Consider the following 19,044-nt stretch of genomic DNA (forward strand, 5'->3'; position numbering starts at 1 on the left):
GCAAAGGCGAGTCCGGTGCGAACCGAATTATAGGCTGCTTTTGGAGGGGGCGGCAAATTAGCGCAACTTCACTGCTGTCTGTTGTTCTTCAACAGTTTTTCAAACTGCTCAACGGGTAAGGGCTTACTAAAATAATAGCCCTGCATTTCCTGACATCCGGAGTCGGTCAGGAAAAACATTTGCTCTGCATTTTCCACACCTTCGGCGGTAATACTCATACCCAATGCGTTGGCCATCGCAATAATCGCGTGCGTGAGGACGACAGAATCCTGATTTTCCGGAATTTTACTGATAAAGGAGCGATCAATTTTCAGGTTGTCGATAGGGAAGCGTTGTAAATACGATAAAGAGGAGAAACCGGTACCAAAATCATCGAGCGAGATACTCACACCCAGCGCTTTGATTGCGTTGAACATCGGCAACAGGCGATCAATCTCACCCATCAGCAAACCTTCGGTGATTTCCAGTTGTAAAGCCGAAGGCGGTAAGCCGGATTTTTGCAGGGTTGCCGCAATAAAATCGCACAACGTCACGTCCTGAAACTGACGCGGAGAAATATTCACGCTGACCACCAGATCGGGAACCAGATTGTCCCGCCAGTATTTTGTTTGCTGGCAGACTTGTTCCAGTACCCAGCGCCCTATCGGCAGAATCAGTCCAATTTCTTCAGAAATCGGTATGAACTCATTCGGAGGAATTAAACCCTGGCCGGGCATTTGCCAGCGTATCAGGGCTTCAGCGCCAACGATACGCGATGTTTGCAGAGAAATTTTAGGCTGATAATAAACGAGGAATTCCTGCTCGGTCAGCGCCCGTCGCAGATTCGTTTCCAGCGTGTACCGATGCTGGGCGCGAGTATTTAATTCCGTTGTAAAAAACTGATAGTTATTCCGGCCTGATTCTTTGGCGTGATACATCGCGGAATCCGCGCACAGCATCAGCGTAGAGGCATCCAGTCCATCATGCGGCGAGATGCTGATACCGATGGAAGTGCCGAGATAATATTCATTGCCATCGATGATGAAAGGATCGCGCATTCTTGCCAGAACGCGTTCGCTGAGGTCGCGCAGGTATTGCACATCTTCGACATTTTCGGCAACGATCACAAATTCATCGCCACCTAAGCGAGCGAGCAGATCGGTGGTGCGTATGCACGAGCTCAGGCGTTTTGCAACATCGCGCAGCAAGCTGTCTCCGGCGGCATGTCCTGCCGTGTCGTTGACGTATTTGAAACGATCAAGATCCAGAAATAATATCGCCACGCGTTGCTTTTTTTGCTGCGAATCAGTGAGCGCCCGGGTCAGTCTTAAATTCAGTTGATGACGGTTCGGCAGGCCAGTCAGTGCGTCAAACGATGCCATGAACTTTAGCTGCTGCTGCGTTTCCCTGACTTGGGTGGTATCGGTGAACGACAGTAAAACCGCGGAAACGGAAGTGCTGCGGTTTTTAAAAATCGGGAAGCAATTGATCAGTAACCAGACGATAGAACCATCACTTAATTCCACGCTGGTTGATAAATTCAATATCGGTTTGCCGGTGCGAACAACGGTAGATGCCGGATCGTCACCGAGTCGGATATCTTTACCATCCTCGCTCATCAGGCGTTTGAAGTAACGGTGGCGGCGACTGATTTTAGTAATATCGTCTATCTTTAAAATTCTGAGTGCGCTGGGGTTACTGGTCAGGATTTGTCCTCCAGGCGCAATCACCATAATGCCTTCGGACAGATTAGTGACAACGGAGCGATAGCGTTCTTCGCTTTCTTCCAGCGTTTGCTCCATGTTCTTTTTATCGATCGCCAAACCGATCAGATCGCAGGCATCAATGATCATAGCCTGCTCATCCTCACCTGGGCTGTGCCGGTGCCGGTAATAGACGTCCACGGTTCCCAGCACGCTGTTAAAAGCGGTACTGATAGGATAAGACCAACATGCTTGCAAACCATGTTCCAGCGCACTGGCTTTGAATTTTTCCCACATCGGACTATGTGCGATGTCCTGAACGATCGTCAGGCGGTTGTAATGGACTGCGGCGGCGGCTGTACAGCTGTCTGTGCCAACTTCAATATTATTAAGCAGGGAAGTGAATGTTTCCGGCAGAGAGGGCGCGGCACCTATCGTGATTTGCTTGCTTGAATGATCAAACAGGCTGATTGCGCAAAGGGCGTTGTTGTCCAGCAAGCGTTCCATGCGGTCACAGACATCTTCCAGTATGTGCACCAAGGGTTTGTCCAGCGCTATCATCTCGAGAATCTCTTTCTCGTGATGCAGTGCTTCGTGAATTCTGCTGGCCTTTGCGTCTAGGGAGTCATTCCCGTTGCGGCTGAATACCTGAAGACCATGCCGGTGCGTTTCACGGGCACTTAGCAATATTGCCGGCTGCCCCTGATAGTCAAAGCTAACGCTGCGGACTTCAATTTCTTGTTGTTGACCATCGAGTGCGATGCATTGATAAAAGTGCAGATCGTCGTGATTGCCGGGTGTCGGTATGATTCCCGCACCGGGTTGTCTGGCGAGTAAGAAAGCCTCAGGCTTTAAGCCCAGCACTTGTACCAGATCAGCGGCTTTTATTAAAGCCAGCCCGGCCGGATTTGCATAAGCGATGCGATTGTCGATCAGGACATAGAAGGCGTCAGGATGCTGTTCCAACAAGGTTGCATGCCATTCGTCATCAAGGATGTACGCAGGAATGTTGCTACTCAGGAGTGGTGGAGGCAATTTCACGACAACAATTCTGGAATCTGTTCGAACTTCGGTTGTTGCACTATGGCAATGTACGCCATCAATAATGACAAACTCTTAGTCGCTTCGTCAATTGTTTAGTTCAAATCCAGACGCACAAATAACAACAAGACGTCGCCATTCCCTTTATTTTGGGAGATGCGCGGCACATAGGATGCCATTAATTTACTTTTGCGGGTACCGATGGAGGCAATCGGTAATACTGCCGGAAACGGAACGCCTGAGAAGTAATCGGCGCGGCTGATTAACAAGGCGGTAGCACCAACGCCGACTTCCAGTTTTTCAGACAGCGGCTTCATCCATTGATAGGCATAACCTGCCATTGGTTGCGGTTTGAAATGAGAATCAGAAATAATCATTGCGTACAACAATTCTTCATTGTCTTTTTCATTCCGTATCGTTTTGGCAAAACCTAAACCCCATGCGCGTTCATTCAATTCTGCGAGGCGCTCGCGGGTGTATGTGTTGCGGCCGTGATGAGCGTAACCGGATAGCAGTAAAGACAAATCACCTTTGTCGAGAATATTTTCAGCTTTCGCTTTACCGCTGTCCCACCAGCTTTCGTCTTCTTTTTGTTGTGCATGAACAGTACCGCTGAATGAGCTTAACGCCATCAGCAAACCTGATATGCAAAAAAAACGATGTAAAAATGAGATTTTAGAAATAGACATAATCAATTCAGAAAAATATAAAAAAGATGCAAAGTTTCCTGTAATGCAGCTTATTGCCGCGCGTTCCGGTCATTTGCAGGTTTTTTCCCTGTCGAAAAATTACTGCGCCAGGGATTGATATCGAGCCCGCCACGACGGGTATAACGTGCATAAACTGATAACTTCTGTGGTTTGCAGTGGCGCATGATATCAACAAAAATACGCTCGACACACTGTTCGTGAAATTCGTTGTGATTGCGGAAACCGATCAGATAGCGTAACAGGCTTTCCTGATCAATCTGCGCACCGACGTAGTGAATCTGTACGCTGCCCCAGTCTGGCTGGCCAGTCACCAGACAGTTGGATTTCAGTAAATGAGAAATCAGTGTTTCTTCAACGATCGCTTCTGCCTGATTGGCACGCAGCAATTCCGGTGCAGGCGTGTAAGAATCGACTTCGATATCAAGTCTGTCGAGCAGAGTACCTTCAAGTTCTGCCATCGTCAGCGAGCCAAAATTGTCTGACAGCGTCAGTTGCACATGCACAGGCGCACCAGCTGCCGCAGATAAATCGGCTTGCAGCAAGCTGATTAATGCATCGCTGCCTGCCAGTTTTGTCTGATTAAACGAATTCAGATACAGCTTGAATGATTTGGATTCGATGATGTTTGGCGAATCTGCCGGCACCGTGACCGTGGCAATCGCGACTTGCGGTTTGCCGCGTAAATTCAGCCACGATACCTCGTAGGCATTCCAGATGTCGATGCCAAAGAAAGGCAAGGTATTACCGACGCCTATCTCTTCGCGTTTACCCGAGCGGGGAATCGGAAACAGCAGCGAGGGATCATATTCTGCTTTGTAGGTGGCGACTTTCCCGAGTAAAGATTGCTCAGGCAGATTACCGGATGTTGATTCAGTCATTGCAAAGTCAGTTTGGCTTTTGGCCTAAAAATAATTGATAGACAGGATTGTTGCTTTCATCCCAGTATTGATAGCCGAGTGTCGATAAAAATTCGCGGAAAGCACGCATTTCTTTTTTCGGTACCTGCAATCCCACCAGAATCCGCGCGTAATCCGCGCCATGATTACGGTAGTGGAACAGGCTGATATTCCAGTTCGGTGCCATGCTGTTGAGGAAGCGGGTCAGTGCACCGGGACGTTCAGGGAATTCAAAGCGGTACAGTAATTCGTTTTCCGCCAGTGCACTTTTACCGCCGACCAGATGGCGAATGTGCATTTTTGCCAGCTCGTCATCGGTCAGATCCAAGGTTGGAAAACCATGTTTTTCAAAATTCCTGGCGATTTTTCCAGATTCGGCGCGACCATTGACTTGTATGCCGACGAAGATATGCGCGTTTTTCTCGTCGTTGATGCGGTAATTAAACTCGGTGACATTACGGTCACCGACCAGTTCGCAAAAACGCCGGAAACTACCACGTTCCTCTGGAATAGTAACGGCAAACACTGCCTCGCGCGCTTCACCGACTTCGGCACGTTCAGCGACGAAGCGCAGGCGGTCGAAATTCATATTCGCACCACAGGCGATGGTTACCAGTGTTTCGTTTTTCAGTGGCTTTTTATTCGCTTTGGCACGTTCGATATACGCCTTGCAACCCGCGACCGCCAATGCCCCGGCAGGTTCAAGAATGCTGCGGGTATCCTGAAATACATCCTTGATCGCGGCACAGACAGCGTCGGTATCGACAGTGATGATCTCGTCGACGTACATTTTTGCCAGCCGGAATGTTTCTTCACCAACCAGCTTGACTGCAGTGCCATCGGAAAATAAGCCCACATCGGTCAATGCTACGCGTTTGCCCGCTTTCAGGCTGCGTGCCATTGCATCTGAATCGACGGTTTGCACGCCGATAATTTTGATTTCCGGGCGTATCGCTTTCACATACGCCGCTACACCTGAGATCAGACCGCCACCGCCAATAGCGACAAAAATCGCATGGATAGGCGCAGAGTGCTGGCGCAAAATTTCCATGCCGATAGTGCCTTGTCCGGCGATCACGTCAGGATCGTCAAACGGATGCACAAACGTCAATTTACGTTTCTTTTCCAGCTCAGACGCATAGGCTGCCGCGTCTGAATACGAATCCCCAAACAGCACAATCTCGACATTCTCACCACCATGCGCACGAACCGCATCAATCTTGACTGGTGGTGTGGTGGTCGGCATCACGATCACCGCTTTACAACCGACGCGTTTCGCACTCAGGGCGACCCCCTGCGCGTGATTGCCGGCAGAAGCGCAGATGACACCGCGTTTGAGTTGTGCCGGCGTCAGATGGGCGATTTTGTTGTAAGCGCCGCGCAACTTAAAGCTGAAGACACTTTGCATATCCTCACGCTTGAACATAATTCGATTATCCATCCGCGCTGACAGGCTGGGAGCGAATTCCAGCGGAGTTTCAAATGCAACGTCATAGACGCGCGCAGTCAGGATCTTTTTCAGATAATCAGTGCTCATATGCTTGAGAAAGTGAGTGGGATGGTGGGAAACATGGCTCCTATTATAATGGATGTCATTTCAGCTGACCTTTGGAATGACATGATAGAAGCAGGTGTGCAATGGTTGTTTAGCGTATTAGCCCTACCCAAAGTAGGGCTCAGCTCTGTATTTATTATCAGTTTTATTTCTGCGACGCTGATTCCTATGGGCTCGGAACCAGCCGTATTTGCGGTGATTAAAGCCAACCCTGAATTATTCTGGCCTGCGATGCTGGTCGCGACTCTGGGTAACACGCTGGGTGGCGTTGTTGATTATGCGATGGGCTATGCCGCGAACCGGGCATTTCATCATGAACGTCAGAGTTTCTGGTTTGCCTGGTTACAGAAATTCGGTGCGAAGACTATGTTGCTCTCCTGGCTTCCGGTTATTGGTGATCCTATCTGTACGCTGGCCGGGTGGCTGAAGCTCCCTTTCTGGCCCAGCATCGCCTACATGGCACTGGGAAAATTCCTGCGTTACCTGACGGTCAGTTCTTTACTGCTCAGTGTGCCGGATGGTTTCTGGCACAGTGTTGCCAAGTTCATTTTTTGATCTGCCGGATTTCATGCAAATTTAATTTTCCTACGCTTGAACAGCGCTGAGAAGCGTTGAGAAGCGTTGATAAGCGCAGATTTTTATCCGAAAAATGCCGTCGTTTTACAGGCTTGTCACAATTGTTGAATATGATCGTCAGTCTTCAGCATATCAATGCTTTTTAGCTGACGGGGTGTCAGGATTATTCGCCTGGCGTTGCGGAATAGGCATGCTCAACACAAGGAAATAAAATGCAAGACCGAGAAGAACTGATAAGCAAGCAACCACGCCGGGGATTTTTGCAAGGATTGGTCGCTACGGCGGCGGGTACCGCTCTCGCTGCCCCAGCCATAGCAAAACCAGCGACGACAGTGGCAAATGTGTATCTGGATGCGGCGAAATGGGCACCGCGTAACCGTGAAATGGTGACAGCGCTGATCGCCAGACATGGCATCAGCAGCAAGACCTATAACCCTAAACGCAAGCCCTATGCAGTGTTTGACTGGGATAACACCAGCATCATGAATGACTGCGAAGAAGCTTTGCTGATGTACCAGATCAACCATCTGGCCTTCAAACTCAGCCCGACAGAATTCTCTGCGATCATTCGTCAGAATGTTCCTGCCGGGAACTTTGCGCCTGACTACAAAAATGCGTCAGGTAAAGTGTTGGATCTGGCAAGTATCTGCGCTGACCTCGACAGCGATTACGCATTCCTGCATGCGAATTACAAAGGCATGGCCGGTAGCCGTACTCTGGAAGAGATCGTAGAGACACCACAATTCCAAGATTTCCGCGCCAAATTGTATTTCCTGTACGAAGCGGTCAATGATACGCATGGCGTGAATGTCGGTTATCCATGGGTGATTTACTTCTTTGCCAATATGACCGTATCTGAAGTCAGTGCACTGACCGAGGCATCAAATGACGCCAATCTTGGCATGAGCCTGACTAAGACCAAATACACCAGCCCGGCATCTTTGCCCGGTGTGGCCGGTGTCATCACGACTGCCCATTTTCACGGCATACGCTTATGCACAGAAATCGCGACACTGATGGACACCTTCCGTCATCATGGTTTCGACGTGTATGTCAGTACCGCTTCGATGGAAGATGTGGTTGCTGTATTTGCGACCAATCCTAAGTATGGTTATCACGTCAAACGCGAAAATGTCCTGGGTTTGCGTCTTGAACAAAACGGCGACGTTTTTAAAAACGCTTACCGCAAAGACTGGCCTTTGAATTGGGGACCCGGTAAAACTGCGGTCATCAAGCGTGAACTCGTTGCGCAAAAAGGCTATGGTCCGGTGTTTGTTGCTGGCGACAGCGACGGCGATTACGATATGTTGCGTGATTTCCCGGAAACCGAAATCGGCCTGGTCGTCAACCGCCTGAAAAAAGGCAAAATCGGTGAATTATCGAAGGCTGCAACTGAGGCATTGAAAGAAGCGCATCCTCGCTTCTTATTGCAGGGGCGCCAGGAATCGACAGGCAACTGGTTGCCTGTCGAAACCACGCTGAAATTCGGCAAAACTGCCGCCGCGTTGTTAGGCTGATTCAGCGAATGAGGTTTGCCGGCTGAACGTAAAAAATCCCGGGTACTCTATGCGGCTCCCGGGATTTTTTGATGTGCTGACAATAAGATCTCAACCGCAGTTACTTAAAAAGCGAACGCTAACATGCCGTACTGGCTAGACGACCGCAACGCAAAGATGGCTGCTAGCTTTGTGTATATATTGAGTGTTTTATAATCGGCCTCGCCGGTTCAATATCTGACAGGTTAGATGAAAAAGCAAAATTAAGAGAATCTGGCTCCAGAGTATTCATCCGACGGTGAGCTAAATAACAAGGCATGCTTATCGAGCTAAGAGCTCAGATTCCTTCTAGTAAAGCAAAACATCATGTCTAATATCGCAAAGTTTGGTCTCAGGACTTCCTATGATTTGTACGACAAGCTCAAGTACGACTCCGAGTTGCTGTTACGGCGTCGAAAGCGGAGCGCAGAAGAGCGCCGCTTGGAAGAATTTGAGGCGTTCAATTTCTTCATTACCGCTTGGCATCTATACAAAGATTGGTTGCAGGGAGATACCCTGAATAAGCCCAAATATTCTCTAGAAAAAATTCAGGAGGCAAATTCGAAGTTTATCGAAGTCAAAGATGTGATGCGGGACATCGCAAACGGTAGTAAACATTTTGAGCTGAATGCGCCTGCCAAGGTTGCCGTGGGTGAGCGTGAAATAAGCTCATGGTATTCGTATTTTTTCGGTCCCCAGTTTTCTATTGAGACGAAGTCGTTTCATTTTTTAATGTACGAACTGGTGGGCGTGATAATGGACTACTTCAGATGGATTTTCGATGACTCGGAACTGGTTGTGTTTCCATCAAAGCTAATTGAGAAGCTGGAGAAGGCGCGCGAGGTTCGAACCGCACGCAAGAAAACACAAGGATCTATTTGATTTTAAGGTAATTAGACGCGGAGTTAGTAGATGTAGAATGCGCTATTCATCCTGACTGTCAGGATATAAGCAATGAAAATTAACTCAACTGTGACATTGAGCGCAGGATACGTCTCATGTCTCCCCGCGATAAAGTAATGAACAGCTTGCAGTGCCTTTACTTCATTAAGAATCCTCACTCATAAATGATCAGATTTTTCCATCAGTGAATTTGGTCTGGCGATTAAATTTTCATTTATTTTTCTCGAAATTTAACCTTCAACGAAATAAACTTTGGTGAATAGCCACAAAACAGGCTCATAGCCGTACAAACTTCAAGGCTGTTGCCGCGTGGTGCATCGCAATAAGTTAGAATAAGCCTTTGAGAAACCTCAGACGGATGTAAGGCATTGAGCTGGCGGTGGTTTGCCGGCAGTTTGATTGCGTTGTCTGTCATCGCCAAACCACGCCATACATGAACGCTCCAGTCCAGATACCTCACCTGCATGCCGAGTCGCCGCAGGGCGCTTTGCCTACCCGTGTCCGGGAAATTCCCTATAACTACACCTCATTTTCTGATCGTGAGATTGTAATCCGCTTGCTCGGTGAAGACGCCTGGCAGTTGCTCGACAAATTGCGTGGGAAACGGCAGACCGGGCGATCTGCCCGCATGCTGTACGAAGTGTTAGGTGATATCTGGGTGGTACGCCGTAATCCGTATCTGCAAGACGATATGCTGGACAATCCTAAGCGCCGTCAGGATTTAATCGATGCACTGAACCATCGTCTGGGCGAAGTGGAAAAACGCCGTTTAAATACCGCGAACGATGACGATGCGGAGCGCAGCAACAGTGTCGAAACGCTGGTGCTGGCGGCGCGCAAAGCAGTCGCCGATTTTTCGCAGGAATTTCGCGATACGTACGATTTACGTAAAAAGGCGAATAAGCTGTTATCGCGCTACACCGCCAAAGACAATATTAAGTTTGATGGCCTGAGCCGTGTTTCCCACGTCACCGATGCCACCGACTGGCGTGTTGAATATCCGTTTGTGGTACTGACACCGGATACTGAAGATGAAATGGCCGGGCTGGTCAAAAGCTGTATTGAGCTTGGATTGACGATCATTCCACGCGGCGGCGGTACAGGATATACCGGTGGCGCTATTCCGCTGACACCGTTATCTGCGGTGATTAATACTGAAAAACTGGAACAGCTTGGTGCGGTTGAAATGACGCGCTTGCCAGGTGTGGATCGTGACTATGCAACGATCTATTCCGGTGCCGGTGTAGTCACCAAGCGGGTGTCGGATGCGGCTGAAAAAGCTGGCTTTGTCTTTGCCGTTGACCCGACTTCTGCCGAAGCTTCTTGCGTTGGCGGTAATGTCGCGATGAACGCAGGCGGCAAGAAAGCGGTATTGTGGGGAACGGCATTAGACAATCTCGCGTCATGGAAAATGGTCGACCCAAATGGCGACTGGCTGGAAGTGACCCGTCTTGAACACAATCTCGGCAAAATTCATGATGTCGAAGTCGCGAAATTCCGGCTCGAATGGCGACATCCCGGTGAAAAGCAGCCGTTCAAAACCGAACAACTGGATATCAAAGGCCGCGTCTTCCGCAAAGAAGGTCTGGGTAAAGATGTCACCGATAAATTCTTGGCCGGTTTGCCGGGCGTGCAGAAAGAGGGCTGCGATGGTCTGATCACGTCGGCACGCTGGATATTGCACAAGATGCCGAAATTTGCACGGACTGTCTGCCTGGAATTTTTTGGACAGGCACGCGACGCTATTCCGAGCATTGTTGAGATTAAAGATTATCTCGATGGCGAAACCAGAAAAGGCGGCGCTATCCTGGCCGGGCTTGAGCATCTGGATGAACGTTATCTGCGTGCGGTGGGTTACACCACGAAATCGAAACGCGGCGTATTGCCTAAGATGGCCTTGTTCGGCGACATCGTTGGTGATGATGAAAATGCGGTAGCACAGGCGGCATCTGAAGTCGTGCGCATGGCGAATACGCGGGTTGGCGAAGGTTTTGTTGCGGTCAGCCCCGAAGCGCGTAAAAAATTCTGGCTGGATCGTGCTAAAACAGCGGCGATTTCCAAGCATACGAATGCGTTCAAAATCAATGAGGACGTTGTCATTCCGCTCAATCGTATGGGTGAATACACGGATGGCATTGAGCGTATCAATATCGAGTTGTCGATACAAAACAAACTTGCCTTAGTCGCCGCGCTTCAGGACTTTTTTGCGAAAGGCAATCTGCCATTAGGTAAAAGTGAAGACGTTGATGGCGATGATATTCCTGCGACCGAATTGCTGGAAGACCGGGTTCATCAGACGGAAGCATTGCTGGATACAACGCATGCCCGCTGGACCTATGTGCTGAATAATCTCGACAAACCGCTGATCGACGCAAAAGCAGAATTGATAGCACTGGGTCTCGATAAACTGGCTTTTGTGTTTGATGAGCGTTTGCAGCGTCAGCCTGACGCCACCGTGTTTTCTATCGTGCAGGATAGAACAGTCCGTATTTCATGGAAGACGGAAATACGCGCGCAATTGCGCCAGATTTTCAGCGGCGCGGCATTCAAACTCATCCTCGATGAGTGCGTTGCTTTGCATAAAAAAGTATTGCGTAGCCGCGTGTTCGTCGCCTTGCACATGCATGCCGGTGATGGCAATGTGCATACCAATTTACCGGTGAATTCCGACGACTATGAAATGCTGCAGGTCGCACATCATGCGGTTGCCCGCATCATGGTGCTGGCGCGCTCGCTGAATGGCGTGATCTCTGGCGAACACGGTATCGGCATTACCAAACTGGAATTCCTGACCGAAGATGAGATTAAAGATTTCCGCGCCTACAAATTACGGATTGATCCTGAAGGCCGCTTCAATAAAGGCAAGCTGCTGAACCTGCCGGATTTTGCTGCTGACTTACGTAATGCCTATACGCCTTCGTTTGGTCTGATGGGACATGAATCGTTGATCATGCAGCAAAGCGATATCGGGGCGATTGCGAATAGTGTGAAAGACTGTCTGCGTTGCGGCAAGTGCAAACCGGTTTGTGCCACGCATGTACCGCGCGCCAATCTGCTGTATTCGCCACGTAACAAAATTCTGGCGACATCCTTGCTGGTTGAGGCTTTTCTGTACGAAGAGCAAACCCGTCGCGGCGTATCGATCAAACACTGGGAAGAATTTGAAGATGTCGCAGATCATTGCACCGTCTGCCATAAATGCGTGAACCCGTGTCCGGTCGATATCGACTTTGGCGATGTGTCGATGAACATGCGAAATCTGTTGCGGAAGATGGGGAAAAAATCCTTTAATCCCGGTTCGGCTGCAACCATGTTCTTTTTGAATGCGACAGATCCGGCGACGATCAATGCGACGCGCCAGGTCATGATAGGCTGGGGTTACAAAGCACAGCGTTTCGGCCATGATTTGTTGAAGAAATTTGCGAAAAAGCAAACCCGTATGCCGCCAGCGACCGTTGGCAAAGCGCCCATTAAAGAGCAGGTGATTCACTTCATCAATAAAAAGATGCCGGGCAATCTGCCGAAGAAAACCGCGCGAGCTTTGCTTGATATTGAAGACGATAAAATCATCCCGATTATTCGTGATCCGCAGACGACCACCGCAGATACGGAGGCCGTATTTTATTTCCCCGGCTGTGGTTCCGAGCGTTTGTTTTCGCAGGTAGGTCTGGCGACGCAGGCGATGTTGTGGAATGTTGGTGTGCAGACGGTATTGCCACCGGGTTATCTGTGCTGTGGCTATCCGCAGCGCGGCAGCGGTCAGTTTGATAAAGCAGAAAAGATGATGACGGATAACCGCGTGTTATTCCATCGCATGGCGAATACACTGAATTATCTGGATATCAAAACCGTCATTGTGTCTTGCGGGACATGTTATGACCAGCTGGAAACCTATGAGTTTGAAAAAATCTTCCCTGGTTGCCGCATCATTGATATTCATGAATATCTGATGGAAAAAGGTGTCCGACTTGAAGGTGTCACGGGGACGCGTTACATGTATCACGAACCTTGCCATAATCCGATGAAGTTGCAGGAGTCGGTGAAAACGGTGAATACGCTGATTACGACTGAGGGTAATGTCAAGATCGAAAAAAGTGAGCGTTGCTGCGGTGAGTCCGGTTCGCTGGCGATTGCCCGCCCGGATATCTCTACGCAAGTCCGCTTCCGCAAAGAAGAGGAAATGCGTAAGGGTGCAGATAAATTGCGGGCAGACGGTTTTCATGGCGATGTGAAAATCCTTACGTCGTGTCCGTCGTGTTTGCAAGGTTTATCCCGTTATAACGAAGATGCTGACACGACAGCCGATTACATTGTCGTCGAGATGGCTCGTCATTTGTTGGGTGAGAACTGGCTGCCAGAATACGTCGCAAGAGCGAATAACGGCGGTATTGAGAGAGTATTGGTATAAACGATGAGCACCTTAATCAATCATGACGTCCCTCCTTGTGAATTATGCGAGGTGGATGGTGGCGAACTCATCGTCAAAACAGATAAGTTGCGCGTGGTCTTAGTGGATGATGCGAATTATCCGGGTTTTTGTCGCGTGATCTGGAATGCTCATGCGAAAGAAATGACCGATTTATCGATAGAGGATCGTTCTGCCATTATGCAGGCGGTATGCAAAGTAGAGCAGGCGATTCGCGATGTTATGGTGCCGCAGAAAATCAATCTGGCGAGTCTGGGGAATATGGTTCCGCATTTGCATTGGCATGTCATCCCGCGTTACACCGATGACCTGCATTTTCCTGATCCCATATGGGCATCAGAAAAAAAGACCGCTGTTGATGCGGCTGCATTGAATGCGCGTCGTGCGCTGCTACCAGCATTACGTGCAGCGCTTGTTTCCCGTTTTTATTAGGCAGAAATAATGAGTAACAGTAAGCCACAACCAACATCCCTGAACGCGCGCACCCAATCGAAGGTGCTGGAAATTTCTTTCGACGATGGTAAAGAATATTCTTTACCGTTCGAGCTGTTAAGGGTGTATTCGCCATCAGCGGAGGTGCGGGGACACGGCGCAGGACAGGAAACGCTGCAAACCGGTAAGCGTGACGTGAGCCTGGTTGCGCTGGAACCCGTTGGTAATTATGCTGTCAAGCCAGTATTTTCTGACGAACATAGCTCAGGAATATTTTCGTGGGATTACTTATATTGGCTGGGCGAGAATCAGGCACAGCTCTGGCAGGACTATCTGGCGCGCTTGCAGGAAGCCGGGTATCCGGGAGAAACCGGCAGGGATGCACCGATGACCGCAAAGTCGGGCGGTGCCTGCGGCCACCATCATTAAAAAAATGCGTCTTCGTGACGCATTTTTTACGTTTGCTTACGATAAAAATTTGGCTATTGCTGAGCCTGGCAGTAAGGTGATTCATCATCTCTGATTCCTCGAACAGGAATCTTTTTACCGCAGAATCATTAAGCTGGGAACGATAGCATGAAAATACGCATACTGAGCATGGTCACCGTCTGTGCGCTGGCCGCTTGCTCCACAAATGAAACCGGAAACAGCGCGGGTAAAACTGTGAGCGGCGTGCAATCCGGTAAAACAACAAAGGGGAGTGAACTAATTCCGGCGGCGTCAGCATCGCGTACTGTCGAAGCGTACAAGGCAGAAGTGGCGCACCGTATCAGTCACCTGCACCGGCAGCAGGTTTATTCTGAAAACCCTCAGCCATTATTACGCTCGGTCGTCGTTGTGCGTTATTCGGTCAATGCTGATGGCAGCTTGATCAACGCCCAGATTCAGCGCAGCAATAAAGATCATGAGACGGAAAAGACTGCACTGGCGAGTCTGAAAAATAGTGCACCATTCCCTAAACCGCATCCGCAGTTATTGCGCAGCGGGCGCCTTGAAGTGTCGGAAACATGGTTATTTAACGATGATGGACGCTTTCAGATCCGCAGCATTGCATTGCCGCAGCGTGCCGGATAAAAATTCCTTCGGGAAAAGCTGGCATTCCTGAGTCGCGGCGGATCAGGCCTTTGTTTAAGCGCCCCCGCTGGTTTTGATTGCATTCTCCGCCTTCTGACTAAGGTCAGGCCGGCTAGCCTTTTTCAGCCAATCTGCTGCCAAGCCAGTCTCAGTTCCCCTATAATGCGACTTCGTATAGGAGCCTTGAGATCATGAGTAATACTACCCATTTCGGTTATACCACTGTCGAAGAAGACCAGAAGGTGCATAAAGTTGCCGAGGTATTTCATTCGGTGGCCGCGAAATACGACATCATGAATGACGTGATGTCCGCCGGTCTGCACCGTATCTGGAAAATGTTCACTATTGCACAGGCAGGTGTACGTCCAGGATTCAAGGTGCTGGATATTGCCGGTGGCACTGGCGATCTGACGAAAGAATTTGTCAAACAAGCTGGCAAGACAGGTGAAGTCTGGCACACGGATATCAACGAATCCATGCTACGGGTTGGCCGGGATCGCCTCTTGAATAAAGGCCTGATCACCCCCACGTTACTTTGCGACGCAGAAAAACTGCCATTTCCGGATAATTATTTTGACCGTGTGACGGTGGCTTTCGGTTTGCGCAATATGACACATAAAGATCAGGCTTTAGCCGAGATGCAGCGTGTGTTAAAGCCGGGTGGTAAATTGCTGGTGCTGGAATTTTCTAAAGTGCCGGAAATTTTACAAAAGCCCTACGATTTATATTCATTCAATTTTTTGCCGTGGATGGGGCAAAAAATTGCGGGTGACGCGGACAGTTACAGGTATCTGGCAGAATCGATACGCATGCACCCTGATCAGGAAACGCTGAAAGGTATGATGGAAACGGCGGGTCTTGAAAAAGTGCAGTACTTTAATTTGACGGCAGGTGTGGCCGCATTACACACTGGTATTAAACTTTAAATCGCTGACGAAGCAAAAGGAGTGACATCAATGAAGAAATTTTTACTCGCCATGGTGATGGTTGCCAGCACATTTGCAATGACGATGCATGATGCCGACGCCAAACGTCTGGGCAGTGGTGGTTCTATCGGTCGCCAGTCAAGCAATGTCTCGCGTCAGGCGACGCCACCGTCGAATACCAATAATGCCAATCAGGCCCGGCCAGCGCAGGCTCCGGCCGCAGCGCCTGCTCCGGCGATTCCGCCTAAACCAGCAAGCCCATGGAAAGGCATCGTTGGCGGCCTGATCGGTGGCGCATTGTTGGGTGCAGCGTTGTCGCACTTCGGACTGGGTGGCGCGATGGCCAGCATGTTAGGTTCTTTGCTGACATTTGCGCTGATCGCGTTTGCGATTTTCTTTGTTATCCGTTTGTTCCGCGGCAATAAAGCAAATACGAATGCACCTTCGGCATTTGCTCCGCCAGCTTATGCGGGTGTTCCTTCCTCTGCGACGCCAGAAATTGGTTCGCGTCTGGAGCCGCAGGCATATCAATCTGGTTCTTCCTCGTCCGCAGCACCAGCCGCCGCGGCAAGCTGGGGTATTCCTGCTGATTTTGATGTGCCTGCTTTCCTGCGTAGCGCGAAAACTTATTTCATTCGTTTGCAGGCTGCATGGGATAAAGCTGATATCAATGATTTGCGTGAGTTCACGACACCTGAAATGTATGCAGAGCTGAAACTGGAAATTCAGGAGCGTGGTGCGACTGCCAACGTGACGGATGTTGTATCGATTGACGCTGAATTGCTGGGTATAGAAAACATCGGTAGCGATCATCTGGCGAGCGTTAAATTTACCGGCATGATCAAAGAAGCTGCCAATGCCCCGGCAGAAGCTTTTGCCGAGGTCTGGAACTTGTCTAAACCTGTGAATGGTCAGGGCGGTTGGGTGCTCGCAGGTATTCAGCAATTATGATGTCAGCAGGACTTAGCCTGATTCGTATAAGTCCTGATGCAGATCGAACATAACAGGCTGCATAAGCTGTTAAACTAAAGACCGCCCGTCATTTTGTCGGGCGGTTTTTTATTAAGAATGACACAGATTGATCCGCCGGGATCTTGTTTCGACAAAGTAGCTGCTTATTGCACAAACCTGAGTCAGTCTTTTCTCAACGATATGATTTCAACTGCTCCCTTCATTAATCATTTGCTGGCACAGGAAACCTGGGCCAGAAATAAGCTCCTGCCACATGCTGGCAAAATCGCCTGTATTGATCTGCACGCATTTCAATTGCGCCTGAAAGTCGGTGTTGACGGATACCTTGAATCTGCTGATGCGCAGGCGTCTCCCGATGTGACTATCCGTGCCAGACTGAGCGATTTGCCATTGATGGCGCAGAATCGTGAGCGTGCATTTTCTTATGTCAAGATTGAAGGAGATGCTGATTTTGCGAATACGATTTCCCATTTGAGTCAGGAATTAAAATGGGAAGCCGAAGCCGATTTAAGTAAAATATTTGGTGATATTGCGGCGGTTCGCATGGTCGGTGGCGCTAAATCGATATTCAAAACCGCACAGCAGACGCATCTTAAAATTCAGGAAAATCTGGCGGAATATTTTCTCGAAGAAAACCCACTGCTGGTTCGTCCAGTCGCAGTGCAGGGCTTTGCTACAGAAGTGAATAAAACTCGTGATGATGTCGAGCGTCTCATCAAGCGCATCGAGAAACTCGAAAGGACGCGCAGATGATATTGAAGTTTTTACGGCTCTTTAAAATTATTCGCGTGACGTTACGTTACGGGATTGATGAAATCGCCATATCCGGTCTTAAAGTCCCGCGTACTGCACGCCTGATAGAGACGCTGCTGTTCTGGCGCAATTTATCGGCTCCCCGTGGCGAACGCTTACGTAAGGCTTTGGAAGACCTGGGACCGATTTTTGTGAAACTGGGGCAGGTACTTTCGACCCGGCGTGATCTGATGCCACCTGACATCGCGGATGAACTGGCGAAGTTGCAGGATCGTGTGCCGTCGTTTGACCCTGATCTGGCGATAGCGCAGATTACCAAGTCATTAGGCGCGCATCCGGATACATTGTTTGCGAGTTTTGAACGTATTCCGGTAGCATCGGCATCAATTGCTCAGGTACATTTCGCCACGCTGAAAGATGGTCGTGAAGTTGCAGTGAAAGTGCTGCGTCCCGGTATGAAGGACACGATCGATAAAGATGTTGCACTGATGCAGGTAGCCGCCGGATGGCTGGAAGCTTTATGGGCAGATGGCAAGCGTCTCAAGGCAAAAGAAGTGGTCGGTGAGTTTGACAAATATCTGCACGACGAACTCGATCTGATGCGGGAAGCCGCGAACGGCAGCCAGTTAAGGCGGAATTTTCAGAATTCTGATTTGTTGCTGGTACCGGAAATGTATTGGGATTACTGCTCTTCATCCGTGATCGTCATGGAACGCATGAATGGCATACCGATTTCGCAAATCGATAAATTACAGGCGGCGGGTGTCGATCTGGCGAAATTATCACGCGACGGCGTCACGATTTTCTTTACACAGATTTTTCGCGACGGTTTTTTTCATGCGGATATGCATCCGGGGAATATTCTGGTTTCGACTGATCCTGCCACTTTCGGGCGCTATATTGCGCTCGATTTCGGTATCGTCGGCACTTTGAATGATTTTGATAAAGACTATCTTTCGCAAAATTTTCTGGCATTTTTTCAGCGTGACTATAAACGTGTAGCCGAAGCGCATATCGAATCTGGCTGGGCGCCTAAGGATACGCGGGTAGATGAGCTGGAAGCGGCCGTCCGCGCCTGTTGTGAGCCGATTTTTGATAGGCCGCTGAAAGATATTTCCTTTGGTCAGGTCTTGTTGCGTCTGTTTCAAACATCGCGTCGTTTCAATGTTGAAGTCCAGCCTCAGCTTGTTTTATTGCAAAAGACTTTGTTGAATATTGAAGGTCTCGGACGTCAACTCGATCCTGAGCTGGACTTATGGAAAACTGCTAAACCGTATCTCGAGCGTTGGATGAATGAGCAAGTGGGTTGGCGCGGGTTGATTGATAAATTGAAAGCGGAAGCGCCACGTTACAGTCACATCTTCCCACAATTGCCGCGGCTTGCGCATCAGGCTCTGAGCCGGGCTGGCGAACAAAATAATAGTAATGAAATGCTTGCTGCATTATTGTCGGAGCAGCGTAGCACCAATACCTTGCTGAAAGTTATTATTTACTTCGGCGGTGGTTTGTTCGCCGGCGTTATCGCGGCGCAGCTATTACTTCATTTTTATTTTATTGGCTGAG

At 49.4% G+C, this 19,044-nt stretch carries 15 protein-coding genes; 11 read left to right on the forward strand and 4 right to left on the reverse strand.

Translation table 11 applies throughout. The features are described from left to right. Nucleotides 1-68: 68 nt before the first annotated feature. The 4 genes from H8K29_RS03130 to ilvA all read right to left on the reverse strand — a co-directional run bounded on the left by H8K29_RS03130 (nt 69) and on the right by ilvA (nt 5,866). Nucleotides 69-2,723 (reverse strand): EAL domain-containing protein, encoded by a 2,655-nt coding sequence (locus H8K29_RS03130; RefSeq protein WP_186896343.1) that lies wholly within the window; start codon nt 2,721-2,723, stop codon nt 69-71. Between the two features lie 95 nt (nt 2,724-2,818). Then, nucleotides 2,819-3,412, reverse strand: coding sequence for a hypothetical protein (locus H8K29_RS03135; protein WP_222611391.1), 594 nt, complete (start codon nt 3,410-3,412; stop codon nt 2,819-2,821). Between the two features lie 50 nt (nt 3,413-3,462). Continuing rightward, nucleotides 3,463-4,311 (reverse strand): NADPH-dependent 7-cyano-7-deazaguanine reductase QueF, encoded by an 849-nt coding sequence (gene queF / locus H8K29_RS03140; RefSeq protein ID WP_186884723.1) that lies wholly within the window; start codon nt 4,309-4,311, stop codon nt 3,463-3,465. A 7-nt stretch (nt 4,312-4,318) separates the two neighbouring features. Next, nucleotides 4,319-5,866, reverse strand: a complete 1,548-nt coding sequence (gene ilvA / locus H8K29_RS03145) for a threonine ammonia-lyase, biosynthetic (RefSeq protein WP_186884724.1) — start codon at nt 5,864-5,866, stop codon at nt 4,319-4,321. Between the two features lie 81 nt (nt 5,867-5,947). Between ilvA and H8K29_RS03150 the strand changes: the two genes are divergently transcribed. The 11 genes from H8K29_RS03150 to ubiB all read left to right on the forward strand — a co-directional run bounded on the left by H8K29_RS03150 (nt 5,948) and on the right by ubiB (nt 19,043). Further along, nucleotides 5,948-6,439 carry a YqaA family protein gene (locus H8K29_RS03150; RefSeq protein WP_186884958.1) on the forward strand — a complete coding sequence of 164 codons (492 nt, stop codon included), beginning with the start codon at nt 5,948-5,950 and terminating at the stop codon, nt 6,437-6,439. Between the two features lie 233 nt (nt 6,440-6,672). Next, entirely contained in the window at nt 6,673-7,977 is a 1,305-nt protein-coding gene (locus H8K29_RS03155; RefSeq protein ID WP_186896344.1) for an HAD family hydrolase, read from the forward strand. 345 nt (nt 7,978-8,322) lie between these two features. Continuing rightward, a complete protein-coding gene (locus tag H8K29_RS03160) occupies nt 8,323-8,877 on the forward strand; it encodes a hypothetical protein (RefSeq protein WP_186884726.1) in 555 nt (184 codons plus the stop codon). Between the two features lie 454 nt (nt 8,878-9,331). Next, nucleotides 9,332-13,306, forward strand: a complete 3,975-nt coding sequence (locus H8K29_RS03165; protein ID WP_186896345.1) for an FAD/FMN-binding oxidoreductase — start codon at nt 9,332-9,334, stop codon at nt 13,304-13,306. A gap of 3 nt (nt 13,307-13,309) precedes the next feature. Next, entirely contained in the window at nt 13,310-13,756 is a 447-nt protein-coding gene (locus tag H8K29_RS03170; protein WP_186896346.1) for an HIT family protein, read from the forward strand. A 9-nt stretch (nt 13,757-13,765) separates the two neighbouring features. After that, nucleotides 13,766-14,185: a gamma-butyrobetaine hydroxylase-like domain-containing protein gene (locus tag H8K29_RS03175; RefSeq protein WP_186896347.1), complete on the forward strand. Its 420-nt coding sequence runs from the start codon at nt 13,766-13,768 to the stop codon at nt 14,183-14,185. A 147-nt stretch (nt 14,186-14,332) separates the two neighbouring features. Then, complete coding sequence (locus tag H8K29_RS03180; protein WP_186896348.1) at nt 14,333-14,830, forward strand: TonB family protein; 498 nt, start codon at nt 14,333-14,335, stop codon at nt 14,828-14,830. A gap of 191 nt (nt 14,831-15,021) precedes the next feature. Further along, complete coding sequence (ubiE, locus tag H8K29_RS03185; RefSeq protein ID WP_186884731.1) at nt 15,022-15,756, forward strand: bifunctional demethylmenaquinone methyltransferase/2-methoxy-6-polyprenyl-1,4-benzoquinol methylase UbiE; 735 nt, start codon at nt 15,022-15,024, stop codon at nt 15,754-15,756. 30 nt (nt 15,757-15,786) lie between these two features. Further along, nucleotides 15,787-16,707 carry a Tim44 domain-containing protein gene (locus H8K29_RS03190; RefSeq protein ID WP_186896349.1) on the forward strand — a complete coding sequence of 307 codons (921 nt, stop codon included), beginning with the start codon at nt 15,787-15,789 and terminating at the stop codon, nt 16,705-16,707. 201 nt (nt 16,708-16,908) lie between these two features. Further along, a complete protein-coding gene (locus H8K29_RS03195) occupies nt 16,909-17,481 on the forward strand; it encodes an SCP2 domain-containing protein (protein ID WP_186896350.1) in 573 nt (190 codons plus the stop codon). Further along, the gene (ubiB, locus tag H8K29_RS03200; RefSeq protein ID WP_186896351.1) at nt 17,478-19,043 is read left to right on the forward strand and encodes a ubiquinone biosynthesis regulatory protein kinase UbiB; all 1,566 of its coding nucleotides are present in this window, start codon (nt 17,478-17,480) and stop codon (nt 19,041-19,043) included. The genes H8K29_RS03195 and ubiB overlap by 4 nt, the downstream gene beginning before the upstream one ends. Nucleotide 19,044: the final 1 nt, after the last annotated feature.

Source organism: Undibacterium sp. CY21W, from assembly GCF_014284265.1.
Lineage (GTDB): Bacteria > Pseudomonadota > Gammaproteobacteria > Burkholderiales > Burkholderiaceae_D > Undibacterium > Undibacterium aquatile.